The organism is Laceyella tengchongensis (assembly GCF_900182735.1).
Classification (GTDB): domain Bacteria; phylum Bacillota; class Bacilli; order Thermoactinomycetales; family Thermoactinomycetaceae; genus Laceyella; species Laceyella tengchongensis.
The window spans coordinates 56,714-69,074 of sequence record NZ_FXTU01000011.1; the positions used below are offsets into that span (position 1 = coordinate 56,714).

The 12,361-nt window shown below is 50.9% G+C and carries 17 protein-coding genes; 14 read left to right on the forward strand and 3 right to left on the reverse strand.

The window, feature by feature from the left end:
* The first annotated feature begins 19 nt into the window (after positions 1–19).
* The 5 genes from QQZ12_RS15670 to QQZ12_RS15690 all read left to right on the forward strand — a co-directional run bounded on the left by QQZ12_RS15670 (position 20) and on the right by QQZ12_RS15690 (position 4,474).
* Positions 20–778 (forward strand): sporulation protein, encoded by a 759-nt coding sequence (locus QQZ12_RS15670; RefSeq protein ID WP_102991437.1) that lies wholly within the window; start codon positions 20–22, stop codon positions 776–778.
* Positions 779–835: 57 nt separating this feature from the next.
* Positions 836–1,594 (forward strand): sporulation protein, encoded by a 759-nt coding sequence (locus QQZ12_RS15675; protein WP_022735676.1) that lies wholly within the window; start codon positions 836–838, stop codon positions 1,592–1,594.
* Positions 1,595–1,892: 298 nt separating this feature from the next.
* Positions 1,893–2,900: an ABC transporter ATP-binding protein gene (locus tag QQZ12_RS15680; protein ID WP_102991439.1), complete on the forward strand. Its 1,008-nt coding sequence runs from the start codon at positions 1,893–1,895 to the stop codon at positions 2,898–2,900.
* A 1-nt stretch (position 2,901) separates the two neighbouring features.
* Entirely contained in the window at positions 2,902–3,687 is a 786-nt protein-coding gene (locus tag QQZ12_RS15685; RefSeq protein WP_102993747.1) for an ABC transporter permease, read from the forward strand.
* A 1-nt stretch (position 3,688) separates the two neighbouring features.
* Complete coding sequence (locus tag QQZ12_RS15690; RefSeq protein WP_022735679.1) at positions 3,689–4,474, forward strand: ABC transporter permease; 786 nt, start codon at positions 3,689–3,691, stop codon at positions 4,472–4,474.
* A 4-nt stretch (positions 4,475–4,478) separates the two neighbouring features.
* Here the strand turns inward: QQZ12_RS15690 and crcB are convergent, their stop codons facing one another.
* From crcB to gerPC, 3 genes are read right to left on the reverse strand one after another with little or no spacing between them, the layout of a single operon-like run.
* Complete coding sequence (gene crcB, locus QQZ12_RS15695; RefSeq protein ID WP_189318958.1) at positions 4,479–4,850, reverse strand: fluoride efflux transporter CrcB; 372 nt, start codon at positions 4,848–4,850, stop codon at positions 4,479–4,481.
* Positions 4,847–5,200 (reverse strand): fluoride efflux transporter FluC, encoded by a 354-nt coding sequence (locus QQZ12_RS15700; protein ID WP_022735681.1) that lies wholly within the window; start codon positions 5,198–5,200, stop codon positions 4,847–4,849. The genes crcB and QQZ12_RS15700 overlap by 4 nt, the downstream gene beginning before the upstream one ends.
* 56 nt (positions 5,201–5,256) lie before the next feature.
* On the reverse strand, positions 5,257–5,586 hold the full coding sequence (gene gerPC / locus QQZ12_RS15705; protein WP_223248013.1) for a spore germination protein GerPC: 330 nt from the start codon (positions 5,584–5,586) through the stop codon (positions 5,257–5,259).
* 148 nt (positions 5,587–5,734) lie between these two features.
* Between gerPC and QQZ12_RS15710 the strand changes: the two genes are divergently transcribed.
* The 9 genes from QQZ12_RS15710 to nth all read left to right on the forward strand — a co-directional run bounded on the left by QQZ12_RS15710 (position 5,735) and on the right by nth (position 12,236).
* Positions 5,735–6,160 carry an Hsp20/alpha crystallin family protein gene (locus QQZ12_RS15710; RefSeq protein ID WP_022735683.1) on the forward strand — a complete coding sequence of 142 codons (426 nt, stop codon included), beginning with the start codon at positions 5,735–5,737 and terminating at the stop codon, positions 6,158–6,160.
* A gap of 31 nt (positions 6,161–6,191) precedes the next feature.
* Positions 6,192–6,404: a spore germination protein gene (locus tag QQZ12_RS15715; RefSeq protein WP_029071691.1), complete on the forward strand. Its 213-nt coding sequence runs from the start codon at positions 6,192–6,194 to the stop codon at positions 6,402–6,404.
* Positions 6,404–6,616 (forward strand): hypothetical protein, encoded by a 213-nt coding sequence (locus tag QQZ12_RS15720; RefSeq protein ID WP_284724651.1) that lies wholly within the window; start codon positions 6,404–6,406, stop codon positions 6,614–6,616. Before QQZ12_RS15715 ends, QQZ12_RS15720 begins: the two co-directional genes overlap by 1 nt.
* Positions 6,617–6,727: 111 nt before the next feature.
* Positions 6,728–7,408 (forward strand): response regulator transcription factor, encoded by a 681-nt coding sequence (locus QQZ12_RS15725; protein ID WP_284724652.1) that lies wholly within the window; start codon positions 6,728–6,730, stop codon positions 7,406–7,408.
* Positions 7,389–8,759 (forward strand): sensor histidine kinase, encoded by a 1,371-nt coding sequence (locus tag QQZ12_RS15730; protein ID WP_284724653.1) that lies wholly within the window; start codon positions 7,389–7,391, stop codon positions 8,757–8,759. Before QQZ12_RS15725 ends, QQZ12_RS15730 begins: the two co-directional genes overlap by 20 nt.
* Before the next feature lie 440 nt (positions 8,760–9,199).
* Entirely contained in the window at positions 9,200–9,667 is a 468-nt protein-coding gene (bcp, locus tag QQZ12_RS15735) for a thioredoxin-dependent thiol peroxidase (protein ID WP_022735688.1), read from the forward strand.
* Positions 9,668–9,742: 75 nt separating this feature from the next.
* Positions 9,743–10,537, forward strand: coding sequence for a class I SAM-dependent methyltransferase (locus tag QQZ12_RS15740; protein WP_102991446.1), 795 nt, complete (start codon positions 9,743–9,745; stop codon positions 10,535–10,537).
* Positions 10,530–11,516, forward strand: coding sequence for a D-2-hydroxyacid dehydrogenase (locus tag QQZ12_RS15745; RefSeq protein ID WP_284724654.1), 987 nt, complete (start codon positions 10,530–10,532; stop codon positions 11,514–11,516). Before QQZ12_RS15740 ends, QQZ12_RS15745 begins: the two co-directional genes overlap by 8 nt.
* A gap of 63 nt (positions 11,517–11,579) precedes the next feature.
* Positions 11,580–12,236, forward strand: a complete 657-nt coding sequence (gene nth, locus QQZ12_RS15750) for an endonuclease III (protein ID WP_102991448.1) — start codon at positions 11,580–11,582, stop codon at positions 12,234–12,236.
* Positions 12,237–12,361 lie beyond the last annotated feature (125 nt).

Here is a 12,361-nt window from a genome sequence, read left to right on the forward strand (position 1 = left end):
TGTGAAGGAGTGACAGTGCATGATGCCGATTTTCAAATCGTTGGCGAGTATCGGGATTGGGTCAGCGACCGTTGATACGCGCCTTGAATCAAAACAATTTCATCCGGGTGACACCGTCAAAGGCGAGGTGTTGGTCAAAGGGGGGCAGGCACCACAGGATATCACCACCATCTATCTCTATTTGGTTGCCGATGTTTCCAAGGGTGACAAGAAAACGCAAGTGACTATTGAAAAGTACCAACTATCCCAACCATTTACCATCCAAGCGGAAGAGCGGAAGCTGATTCCGTTCCAGATCAAGCTTCCGATGTCCACGCCCATGTCGACAGGTAATTATCCTGTCTATTTTAAAACAGGCTTGGATATAAAAATGGCCATTGATCCAACAGATTTAGATAAAATTGAAGTGTTTCCTACTCCGCTGGTGCAAAAGTTGCTCAAACAAGTGGAGGACGCTGGTTTTATCTTGTACCGGATCCACAATGAACATGATACGACGGCCAAACCGCACCCGTTTTTTCAGATGTTTCAATTCAAGCCGACGGGTCGCTACCACGGCTACGTTGATGAATTGAATATTATCTTTTTTGTCTCTGAAGTCAGCATTCATATGGAAATCGAAATGATCCGTTCGGGACGGGTACTTAACAGCTCGTTTGCGTGGGAATATCATGATCCTAACGGCACCTTGTTTATCAATGGTCAGCAAGTCGCCGACGATCCATTGTTGAAGATTCAGGAGATGTTGAACCGCAAGCCGGGCAATACCATGGCCTAAAGGTGCAGGATGCATGGTAAAAAATAAATTCACTTAGAAGAGAGGGAGCTTGAGTATATGTCGTTTTTTGGTAAAGCGTTAGCAAGCATCGGTGTAGGCTCCGCCAAAGTGGACACCCGCTTGGAAAAAGCCACATATCGACAGGGGGATATCATTCGCGGGGAGGTATTCGTGCAAGGAGGACAAGCCCCGCAACTGATTGAGGATATCTATCTATATTTGGTCATGCAGTACCAACACGAAGGGTCTGAGCATGAATACGTCATCGATGAATTCCGCCTGACGGATGCTTTTGAGATCGGTGTGCGGGAAACGCAGGTGTTGCCGTTCCAATTCCAGCTACCGTATGATGCACCGGTATCGACGGGAGGTTCTCCCATTTATGTGAAAACGGGTTTGGACATTAAAATGGCAGTGGATCCAAGTGATACGGACGGAATCGAGATTTTGCCCCACCCGCTAGTCGATACCGTGTTGCATGCGGTAGAAGAGGTGGGCTTTCGTTTGAGCAGTGTCAACTTCGCCTTCGATAAGTTTTATTCTCGCCACCCGTTTGTCCAAGAATACCGCCTTGCGCCGTTGGGGCCCTATCAAGCGGAGTTGGATGAAATCATCCTTGTCTTCTATCCGCATATGAGTGAAGTGGACGTGATCCTGTCATTGGATCGCAAAGCCGTCGACCTGATGAGTTCGATGGAAGAGGCGTTAAATTTGGATGAGCGGATCATTCGGTTCACGGTGTCGCAAAAGGAAGTGGAGCATACCACTACCCAATTGCAAGCGAAAATCAAACAACTGATTGATCAGCATCTGTAAAGGAGAAAAGCCAACTTCTCGCGCGGGAAGTTGGCTTTTGTAAATCAGTCGGTGCGATAGCCGAGGGCTGAGAAAGCGGCTTAATGAAACTTTATTAAAGTAAGTTGCTTATAATGTCTTCGCAAAAAAACTTTTTTTTGGTATGCTATAGAAGGCAATGGGAAAAATGCTTTTGAAATAGACAGTAGTTGGGTATTCCATGTTGGGAATGCCTTTTTTCGTTAGTATCTTTGAAAACAACAGAAGGCCATCCCCAAGCCTTCTGTTTCATGGCAGTGATTGTGAAAGGAGTGGGAGGATGCGTTCGATTGAAGCGCGTGGCCTGACAAAAGAATTCAAGGTGTATCAAAGCCGCCCGGGGCTCAAAGGTGCGTTTCGCGATCTGCTGAACAGGCAATATCGCACCATTCGCGCGGTAGATGCCATTGATTTGACGATTGAACAAGGTGAGATGGTAGCCTACATCGGTGAAAACGGAGCCGGAAAGTCGACAACGATCAAGATGTTGACCGGTATTTTGCAACCGACGGCCGGTGAATTGAAAGTGAATGGTTTCGATCCGCACCGGGAGCGGGAGAAGTTTGTCAAGACGATCGGCGTGGTTTTCGGGCAACGGAGCCAGTTGTGGTGGGACATTGCTGTGCAAGAATCTTTTCGGCTGTTGAAACAAGTGTACCAAGTGCCTGACGCCGACTATAAACAACGGCTGGACCGGATGATCGAGGTGTTGGACATCGGTGAGCTTTTGGATCAGCCGGTGCGCAAACTAAGCCTTGGGCAACGGATGCGGTGTGAATTGGTCGCGGCGCTGATCCACCAACCGAAGTTGTTGTTTTTGGACGAACCGACGATTGGGTTGGATGTGCTGGTGAAAGAGAACATCCGCGTTTTTTTGCGGGAGATCAACCGCGAATTTGGTACGACTGTACTGTTGACGACACATGACATCTCCGACATTGAAGCTCTTTGTTCCCGTGTGGTGATGCTAGATCAGGGCAAAGTGATTTATGACGGCGGTTTGCAAGAGCTTCGCCGCAATTGGGTCAAAGGGAAAAAAGTGCACTTCGAATTGGCGCGGGAAGTGGACATGAGCGAGCTGGAAGCGAGAACGGCAGGCATGCCGCTTCGCTGGGAGCGAAAAGGGGAGCGGCAAGTCGTCTTGCATTTGGAACAACCTGATTTGGCTGTCTCCGACGTGTTGGCGCAAATCGTTCAGCATGTGCATATTGTCGAGATGCAGATTGAAGAAGTGTCGACGGAAGAGATTGTGCGCAAGATTTACCAGGAGGGGATGACGCTTGCTTAAAATGTATTTGGAAGTCATCCGCATCCGGTTTCTGATGATGTTGGCTTATCGTGTGAACTATTACAGTGGGATTGTGATTTACAGCATCAATATCGGCGTCTATTATTTCCTGTGGATGTCTATTTACGGGGATAAGCCCTCGTTGCAGGGCCTGACCGCGGTGCAAATGGCTACCTATATCGCCGTCTCTTGGATGGCGCGGGCTTTTTACTTTAACAACTTGGATCGGGAGATTGCGCAAGAAATTCGGGACGGCACGGTGGCGATCCAATTGATCCGCCCATACCACTATTTGATTGTTAAAGCATTTCAAGGATTGGGGGAAGGCGTGTTCCGTCTGCTACTGTTCAGCGTGCCGGGCATGCTGGTGGTGTCGCTTGTGTTTCCGTTGGATCTTCCCGGATTATCGTGGGATTGGTTGAAGTTTGCCTGTAGCTTGTTCCTTGGTTTTATCATCAATGTGGAAGTGAACTTGCTGACAGGGGTGCTGGCCTTTTTTATTTTGAACAATGAAGGAATGATTTGGGCCAAACGCATGATTGTGGATCTTTTGTCCGGATTGACGATCCCGATCTCCTTCTTCCCGGGATGGGCGCAGGCGGTGCTCAGCTACCTGCCCTTCCAGGCGATCAGCTATCTGCCTAGCATGGTGCTCGTTAAAGGCCTCTCGGGGGATGCGTTTTGGCATGCGCTCTCGGTGCAGGCGGCTTGGTGCGTCCTGTTGGCAATCCCCGTGCAACTCATTTGGCTGAGAGCGCGCAAAACCTTGATTGTGCAGGGGGGCTAATATGTTTCATCTTCGATTGTTAGTCGAGTATTTCAAACAATATATGAAGACCCGCATGTCTTATCGCGGTGATTTTTTGGTTCAATTTATTAGCAATTTTTTTCACCAAGGACTTAATCTGGTTTTCATCCTGGTCGTGTTCCAACATACCCCGAGTTTGAAGGGGTGGAGCCAAGCTGAAGTGATTTTCATCTATGGGTATTTTCTAATCCCATGGGCGATCTTTTCTTCCTTTTTAAATCTGTGGAGTTTTAATGATCGTTATATCATCAAAGGAGAATTGGATCGGGTGTTGACGAGGCCGGTGCACAGCTTAGTGCAGGTCATCATGGAGACGATGGCTCCCGAATCCCTGATCGGGGTGTTGACGGGAGGCATCGTGATGGGCGTGGCCGGGTGGCATCTGGATCTGGACTGGACTTGGTATGATCCGCTGTTGTTCGTTGTATTCACGCTGGGGGGTGTGCTGATCTACGCAGGCATCTTCATCGCGCTGACCAGCATCAGCTTGTACACCGATTCCAAATCGGATATTCAACCGATTATGTTTAATATCAGTAACTACGGTCGCTATCCGACCAATATTTATCATAAAATAATTCAGTTCACATTGACTTGGATTTTGCCGTTTGCATTTGTCGGGTTTTATCCGGCCAGCTATCTGCTGGATCACGGTGAATGGAAGATATATGCCTTGCTCACCCCGGTGGTGGGGGCCGCCTATTTGGCTTTCGGTGTCTTTTGCTGGAACCGCGGCATCAAGCACTACCGGGGAGCAGGGAATTAAGGCATCACATCATTTTATAGCCTGTCCAACAAGCCAACAGACCGATTGTGCCGCTGAACAAGAGATACAGCATGGCGGCTAATCGGTTTTTTGTTTGCCATAACTCCAACCATTCTACAGTGAACGTGGAGAAAGTGGTAAATCCGCCGAGAAAACCAGTGGTGAACGGATGGCTGTGCGCCAAGGCTGAGGCGAGTGATTCAGCGCCGGCAGAGCCGAGGGCGAGTCCGAGCGCGAAACAGCCGCTCACATTGATCAAAAACGTAGCCCAGGGGAAAGAGTATCGCGAACAGTGGGCTTTGATCCACTTTCCGACAAGATGGCGGGCGACGGCGCCCAAACTGCCGCACAATCCGATGAATATTGTGGTCATCATGCATTTCGTCCCTTTCCGATCTGCGCCCCCAACCACGCGCATCCAAGTCCGCCGATGAGAGAGAGACTGCCATATCCGAAAGCAGCCGGGGAGGGAAGGCTCAACCATTCCGCGCAAAAGGTGGAAAACGTGGTGAATGAGCCGATCAGTCCGGTCGCCAATCCAAGCCGAATCCGAGGATGGAGGGGAAAGCCCCGTGCATAGGTGATTAAAGCGAGACAAAACGATCCGATCAGATTCACAGCCAATGTGCCCCATGGGAAATGAGCTGCGGGAATCCATTTGGACGCGGCGAAGCGCAAAGTGGTGCCGACAAAGCCGCCAATGGCCACTGCGATGATGTCGCGCATGGTAGTTCCTCCTTCACAAATCCATGCCTTTAGCATAGGGAATAGGGAGGAGCAAATCAATCCCCAGGCGGGGCTGTGTCCTCGGTGTCATCATCGTCACCGCCGATGTGGGTGTTTCCCTGCTGTTTGACGACCTGTTCGATGATTTCACCGACACCATTTTCTTCGCCTGTTGCGGTCAGGCCGATATTCAAGGTGCCGCTCAATGTTTCCACATGCAATTCATGGATTTTGTATTCGATTTTATCGATGTGAAGGGGCTTCAGCTGTTTTACCTGCTGTTGCAACGCTTCGTTTTCATTTACCAGCATTTGCAATTTATTTTCCAGCGAGTAGATCCGTTCCCAAAGTATGCGCAGGATGTGGTCGGGGTCGTATCCATGCAACCGGGGTCCCTCCTCTGTCGTCTTGTTAAAGTATATGGAGGCTGTACACCGGTTCATGCAACCTTTTGTGACAAGTGGGGGACGCAATGCATAAAATATGGGCAACTGCGGACGCAAAAGCCAGGCGGGAGCAAAGGGGGAGCTTGCGATGATAAGCCAACTTTCCAATAAAGGATGGAACCAATTGGCGCGCCAATTTTTGGGGGATGACTTCTTTGAAGATATCCTTTCGGCGGCGGAGCGCAAAGGGCCGGCAGCGGATGTGTATCATGGGAAAAACGAAGTGATTGTCGTTGTTGATTTGCCGGGAATGGATAATATTCAGTCATTGGAAATGAAGGTGGAGAACGATACCTTGTGGCTGTCTGGACGCTTTTCAATCCCTTACAACGGATATCGCATGACGCTGGCGGAACGGAGCCGGGGTGAATTTCAAAAATGCATTCCCTTAGGAGCCCCCGTGTCCAAAAACTACACCAGTGCACGCTACCGCAGGGGGGTTTTGGAAATCCGCTTTAACAAACTCCCCAGCAAGCGAGGAGCTTCCAAACTGAGAATCAAGGAGACGTCCTAACATGAGACCGGTGTAAAGGGGGGAAGCGCACTTGGGCACCATCAACAACATTTTTAATGTGAAGATCAACAGCGTTTCCAGCGCGGCGACGATCAATTTCGGAAGCACCATCAACATTGGGCAAGAAGCGTTAACCAAGTCACTTGGGGGATCGTCACCCGTGGGTGATTTCCCGCGCAACATCGATTTGGAAAAGAACGTCTATCTCGATCCTGATTTCTTTGACGGGAGCGGTGGTGGTTAATGATTAACATCTGGATCAGGGCGATCAAAATTAATGCGGTGTATGATGCCGCTTCGCTCAATGTCGGTACCACTTTTAATCTGGTCAATAAGGCCGCCGGGGAGGAAGAGAAGGAGGAGGTACCGCAACCGTCCCAGCCCCCAACGGAGCCCAGCACACCACCACCCTTGCCTCCCGGACCTATCGGGCCAGGCCCCAGTAACCATGATTAAAACCGAACCGGGAAAAGGTGCATGGGAGGATGTCTCCTATCATCGCAAGAGTGGAAACGTCTATAATCGGAGTATAATGAAACGGAGAAGGCATGGCAGTAGGAGGATGGCATGAGTAGAAACGTATTGTTGGTGGAAGACGAGGGGAACATCGCCCGTTTTCTCCAATTGGAGCTGGAATATGAGGGATATCGGGTAACCGTCGCGCTAACGGGCAGGAAGGCGTTGGAGTTGTGGGAAACGGGCCAGTGGGACATGTTGATATTGGATGTGATGTTGCCTGATTTAAGTGGCGTGGAGATTTGCCGCCGCATCCGCGGGCAAAGCCAGGTGCCCATCATCATGCTGACGGCGCGCGATGCGGTGCCTGACCGGGTGAGCGGTTTGGATGCTGGCGCGGATGATTATCTGACCAAACCGTTTGCCATTGAAGAGCTGTTGGCGCGCATGCGGGCGATTGAACGGCGGCAATCGCAATGGAGTCAACCGCTGACCAAGCTCACACTCGATCCGTTGGTTGTTCTGTTGGAAGAACGGACAGTGACGGTGGCGGGAAAAGAGTTGAAATTGACGACGCGCGAGTTTGATCTGCTCGCCTACCTGATGCAAAACAAAAACCATGTGTTGACCCGGGAAATGATTCTTGACAAAGTGTGGGGGTATTCATACACGGGCGATACCAACGTGGTGGATGTTTACATCCGCTATTTGCGAGTGAAATTGGAGCAAATGGGATGCCAAAACATCATCGAGACGGTCAGAGGGGTTGGCTATGTTATTCGCGAACATTAAAATGCCCATTCGTTGGCGTTTGTCGTTGCTGTTGACAGTGGGCTTAATCGGCATCCTCGTTTTGTTTCATATTTTCGTGTACTTTGCTCTGAAAAATTGGCTGGTCCACACCGAAGAAACCGTTCTTAAGAGCAAACTGGCGTCGATCAAGCAGGTTCATGAACAGAAAGAACTATCGGAATTGCCCTATTCGGTTTGGTTGCCGTCGTTGATCGAACACGGTCAGGCAGTCAGGATCATTTTCGCCGGTAAAGCCGCCGGCGTTGTGGACAAGGGGATTCCTTCCGAAGTGTTTTTGCGGGAGGGACAAGCTGCTCCCCGGCGGAGCTTGGTGCAGGTGGGTTCAAAGAGTGTCCTTATTCTGACCACGCCGATTGAGCGGGATCGGGGACGCATCGAGCTGTACACCGACTTCTCCTTTGTCACCCAATATTTGCACATGGCCTTGGGCGTATTGATCACAGCATCTGTGGCTTTGCTCTTGTTTGTCTTGGTCGGTGGGTACCTGACGGTCGCACTTGCGTTTCGTCCGGTGTCAAAGATCATCCAGTCCGTGCAGGCATTTGATCCGGGGCAGCCGGCACATCGCTTGGAAATAACGGCCACGGGGGATGAGATTGCGTTGTTGTCCACGGTATTTAACTCGCTGTTGGATCGTATCTACACCAGCATGCAGAAGCAAAATGCCTTTGTCAGCGATGTATCGCATGAGTTGCGGACCCCGATCGCGGTCATCCGCGGATATGTAGGCTTGTTACGGCGGTGGGGGCTCAGCCGGCGGGAAGTGGCCGAAGAAGCGCTGGCGACGATGGATGAGGAACTGGAACGGGTGGAAAAGCTCACTGAGCGCTTGCTTCGGTTGGCCCGGTTTGAAGTGGATGAGCCGGCAAGCGAGTTGGAAGCGTTTGAGCTTACTACCGTCGTCTCTGAGCGGGTTAAGCGGTGGCGGCATGTACACCGCACCTTGACGATTGCATATGAGGAGCCTGAGCAACCGCTGGATGTGATCGGCTGGCGGGCCGACATGGAAGAATTGTTAGACATCTTGCTTGATAACGCCGGAAAGTACACCGGAGACGGCGGCTTGATCACGGTTTCCTGCACCAGAGAGGGGCAATGGATCGAACTCATTGTGCAGGACACAGGGCAGGGAATCGCGGCAGACGAGTTGCCCCGGGTGTTTGACCGCTTTTACCGGGCGAAAAGGCATGTCTCGCAAACCGGTAGTGGGTTGGGGTTGTCCATCGCGCAAAAGATTGTGGAGAGGGCACAAGGTACGATGGAAGTCCAAAGCCGGTTGGGATTGGGCACCAAGGTAATTGTTCGTTTGCCTGCACAACCAGGGGTATAATCACTTCTCGTTTCTAATCTATTTTTAATCTGATTTTTATGATAATCTCACTTAACCCTTCTATGATGAAAATACATCATTTTAATATGAATGAAAGGGTTGAGCGAGATGAAAGTGATTGCCGAAATCCTGATCATGCTGTTAGTTGTGCCGGTTTGGGGGATTAAAGCGGTCTTCTCGCTCCAAAGTGTACAAGGGATTATCAAGCATTTTCTTTGATGAGCATTGCTTTATACGGATATAAAGATAAAAGCGGGGAAGCTCCGAGTGACAGGAGTTTCCCCGCTTTTTCATGTTGGTGGCCGGCGCCGGATAAGCCAGCGGAACCTGCTTCCCCCAACATATTTTCCAAAAACGAATGGATGTGACGCCGATTTTGGTTTTCCGGTGCGGAACATGGTAGAATGGGGTCAATCATAATGGATGGTGGAGGTGCCAAGATGTTAAAGGTAGGAGAACCGGCGATTGATTTCACATTGGATGCAACCAATGGCCGAAAAGTATCTTTATCTGAGTTTCGGGGTCAAAATGTGGTGCTTTTCTTTTATCCTAAAGATAACACCCCCGGCTGCACCATGGAGGCTTGCGAATTTCGCGATAAACACGCCGCTTTTGCGGAGTTGGACACCGTTGTGTTGGGCATTAGCCGCGATTCGATCGCATCTCATGAGAAGTTCATTAAAAAACACGACTTGCCGTTTTTGTTGCTGAGCGATCCGGATGGGACGGTATGCACGGCGTATGACGTGTTGAAAGAGAAGAACATGTTCGGTAAAAAATCCATTGGTATTGTGCGGTCCACGTTTGTCATCGATCGAGAAGGCAAGCTGGCCAAAGTGGATTACAAGGTGAAAGTTGCCGGCCATGTGGAAGAAGTGTTGAATTTTGTCCGTGAACAGTTGAAGTAATTGATTCTTGTTGCCGGCGGTTTTCCTAGATGGGAAAACCGCTTCTGATTTCACCACGATAGAAAGGTGAGTGGGATGGAGCAATACGCATATGATTTGCCTGATTATTATGATTGGACCTCAACGGGACTAGATCGGGATGTGACTTACTATGTGGATTTAGCGAAAGCTAGTGGTGGACCGGTACTAGAATTGGGATGCGGGACGGGGAGGATCAGTTTGGCGATTGCCCGGGCGGGTATTCCCGTCGTCGGCGTAGACAATTCCCCGGCCATGCTCAACCGTGCCCGGCAGAAAGCAGAACAGATGGAGCTTACTGACAAGATCGAGTGGATCGAAGCGGATATGGCTCGCATGGAGCTGACAGAGCAATTTCCGCTGATTATCATTCCCTATCGTTCCTTTTTGCACTTGTTAACTGTCAATGACCAAGTGGAGACGTTGAAGCGTGTTCGGCGCTATCTTACCGATGACGGCCTCTTCGCTTTTAATATCTTTGTGCCCAAACTGTGGGACTTGATTGAAAAGGACAGCAAACTGTCATATTGTGGTGCTTTTCCCGTCCCTGGAACGCAAGAGTTGATTGAAGTGAACGATTACACTGAATTTGATCATTACCGTCAAACCGCCCGCGTTATCCGTTACATGGATCGCTATGACAAGGAAGGGCGGCAGCTGGAACGGGTTCGCGTCCAATTTGACTTACGCTACCTGTTTCCGACGGAATGCTTTCACTTATTGACTCTGTGCGGTTTTCAGATCGTGAACAGCTATGGTACTTTCCACCGCAGTACATTTGATGAATTCAGCGAAGAATTGATTATTGAAGCGGTGAAGCGGAAGATAGGGAGGGATGACCGGCATGGATGAGCGCTGGATGGGGCAACAGAGCTCTGCGGTCAGGGTCGTGTCTACGGCCAAAATCAGTGGTAAGCATCAGCAAGCAATGACCACGGATTATCCGCATGTCCGCTTCTCTTTCTTCGATCATATCGAACAAGCGGCAACTGCTTTGCCTGATGCGGAAGTGATGATCACTTACGGGGAAGATCTTGATGAAGAACGGATTGCCCAATGCCGCCAATTGCGTTGGATTCACGTGATTAGCGCCGGTCTGGAGAAGATGCCGCTTCAAGCGATCAGCGCGCGTGGGATTCGGGTGACCAACGCCAGGGGCATTCATGCTGTCCCCATGTCGGAATACGCGCTGGCCGTCATGTTGCAGATCACTCGGCGAACCGATCAGCTGAGGGACTTGCAACGAGACAAGCGGTGGGATCGCACCATCCGCGTGGGAGAGTTGGCGGGGCAAACGTTGCTTGTGTTGGGGGCGGGAGCGATTGGGCAAGCCATCGCCCAGAAAGCGCAAGCGTTTGCCATGACAACCATCGGTGTCAATACCGACGGCCGGGAAACGCCGCACTTTGACCGCATGGTGAGCATAGGCCAACTGCACTTGGTGCTGGGGCTTGCCGATTTCATCGTGTTGACTGTGCCCCAGACCCCGGAGACCGTCGGGCTGATCGGGCGTGAGGAATTGCGCAAGATGAAGCCGACGGCCACCCTCATCAATCTCGCCCGCGGAGCCGTGGTGGATGAGGTGGCGCTACTCGACGCGCTGCGGGAGCGAACCATTGCCCAGGCCGTATTGGATGTGTTCCAGCAAGAGCCGTTGCCGGCGGCACATCCTTTCTGGGAGCTGGACAATGTGATTCTCACCCCCCATCTTTCCGGCCGTTCGCCCCGCTACATGACCCGAGCGCTGGAGGGATTCCGTCGCAACTTGGACGCCTACTTGCGGGGCGCGAAACGGATGGAGAACGAAATCGACGCCGAGAAAGGCTACTGAGGCCATGCTATAATGGGTAAGGCTTGATTGTGACCGATGACCAGGGAGAGGAGGGAGAAGCGCATGAAGCCAAAACCAAAGCGGGTTCCGACCAGAAAAATATTGGACATCCTGGCGCAGATGTACCCGGATGCTCACTGTGAGTTGGAATACCGCAATCCGTTTGAATTATTGATCGCCACGATCTTGTCGGCACAATCCACTGACCGGCAAGTGAACAAAGTGACGGCGGGACTTTTCGCCAAATTCCCCACCCCCGATTCGTTTCTCACCTTGACCGAAGCGGAGCTGGCGGAGCATATTCGGGGCTTGGGTTTGTTCCGTAATAAAAGTAAAAACATCCTGAAAACCTGTGAGATTTTGGTGGAGAAATACGGTGGAGAAGTGCCGCAAGACCGGGAGAAGTTAGAGGCGCTTCCCGGCGTCGGACGCAAAACGGCCAATGTTGTCCTGAGCAACGCTTTTGGTATTCCAGCCTTGGCCGTCGATACGCATGTTCAGCGCGTTGCCAACCGCCTAGCCCTCGCCGACAGCGAAAATGTGCTCGAGACGGAGCGCCAGCTGATGAAACGCGTCCCCCGCGCCGAGTGGAGTGATACCCACCACCGCATCATCTGGCATGGCCGCCGCATCTGTAGCGCAAGGAGCCCCAAATGCCACCAGTGCGATCTACACCCTTATTGTTGGTATGGCAAACAGGTGGAACCAGTGAAGAAATAGGACAAAAAGCTGACAAGAGATCTTGTCAGCTGAGGCTGCTGACAAACTGCCTTGAAAGGCAGGGTCAGCAGCCTTTTTTGTCGAATCAATAAAAAACAATCTATAAGGAGTTTTTTCTATGTTTA

Coding starts and splice junctions, on each gene's coding strand:
- QQZ12_RS15675 (WP_022735676.1), top strand. CDS start 836: ATGTCGTTTTTTGGTAAAGCGTTAGCAAGCATCGGTGTAGGCTCCGCC.
- QQZ12_RS15720 (WP_284724651.1), top strand. CDS start 6,404: ATGATTAACATCTGGATCAGGGCGATCAAAATTAATGCGGTGTATGAT.
- QQZ12_RS15670 (WP_102991437.1), top strand. CDS start 20: ATGATGCCGATTTTCAAATCGTTGGCGAGTATCGGGATTGGGTCAGCG.
- QQZ12_RS15725 (WP_284724652.1), top strand. CDS start 6,728: ATGAGTAGAAACGTATTGTTGGTGGAAGACGAGGGGAACATCGCCCGT.
- QQZ12_RS15680 (WP_102991439.1), top strand. CDS start 1,893: ATGCGTTCGATTGAAGCGCGTGGCCTGACAAAAGAATTCAAGGTGTAT.
- nth (WP_102991448.1), top strand. CDS start 11,580: ATGAAGCCAAAACCAAAGCGGGTTCCGACCAGAAAAATATTGGACATC.
- QQZ12_RS15730 (WP_284724653.1), top strand. CDS start 7,389: ATGTTATTCGCGAACATTAAAATGCCCATTCGTTGGCGTTTGTCGTTG.
- QQZ12_RS15740 (WP_102991446.1), top strand. CDS start 9,743: ATGGAGCAATACGCATATGATTTGCCTGATTATTATGATTGGACCTCA.
- QQZ12_RS15710 (WP_022735683.1), top strand. CDS start 5,735: ATGATAAGCCAACTTTCCAATAAAGGATGGAACCAATTGGCGCGCCAA.
- QQZ12_RS15745 (WP_284724654.1), top strand. CDS start 10,530: ATGGATGAGCGCTGGATGGGGCAACAGAGCTCTGCGGTCAGGGTCGTG.
- crcB (WP_189318958.1), bottom strand. CDS start 4,850: ATGATGACCACAATATTCATCGGATTGTGCGGCAGTTTGGGCGCCGTC.
- QQZ12_RS15685 (WP_102993747.1), top strand. CDS start 2,902: ATGTATTTGGAAGTCATCCGCATCCGGTTTCTGATGATGTTGGCTTAT.
- QQZ12_RS15690 (WP_022735679.1), top strand. CDS start 3,689: ATGTTTCATCTTCGATTGTTAGTCGAGTATTTCAAACAATATATGAAG.
- bcp (WP_022735688.1), top strand. CDS start 9,200: ATGTTAAAGGTAGGAGAACCGGCGATTGATTTCACATTGGATGCAACC.
- QQZ12_RS15700 (WP_022735681.1), bottom strand. CDS start 5,200: ATGCGCGACATCATCGCAGTGGCCATTGGCGGCTTTGTCGGCACCACT.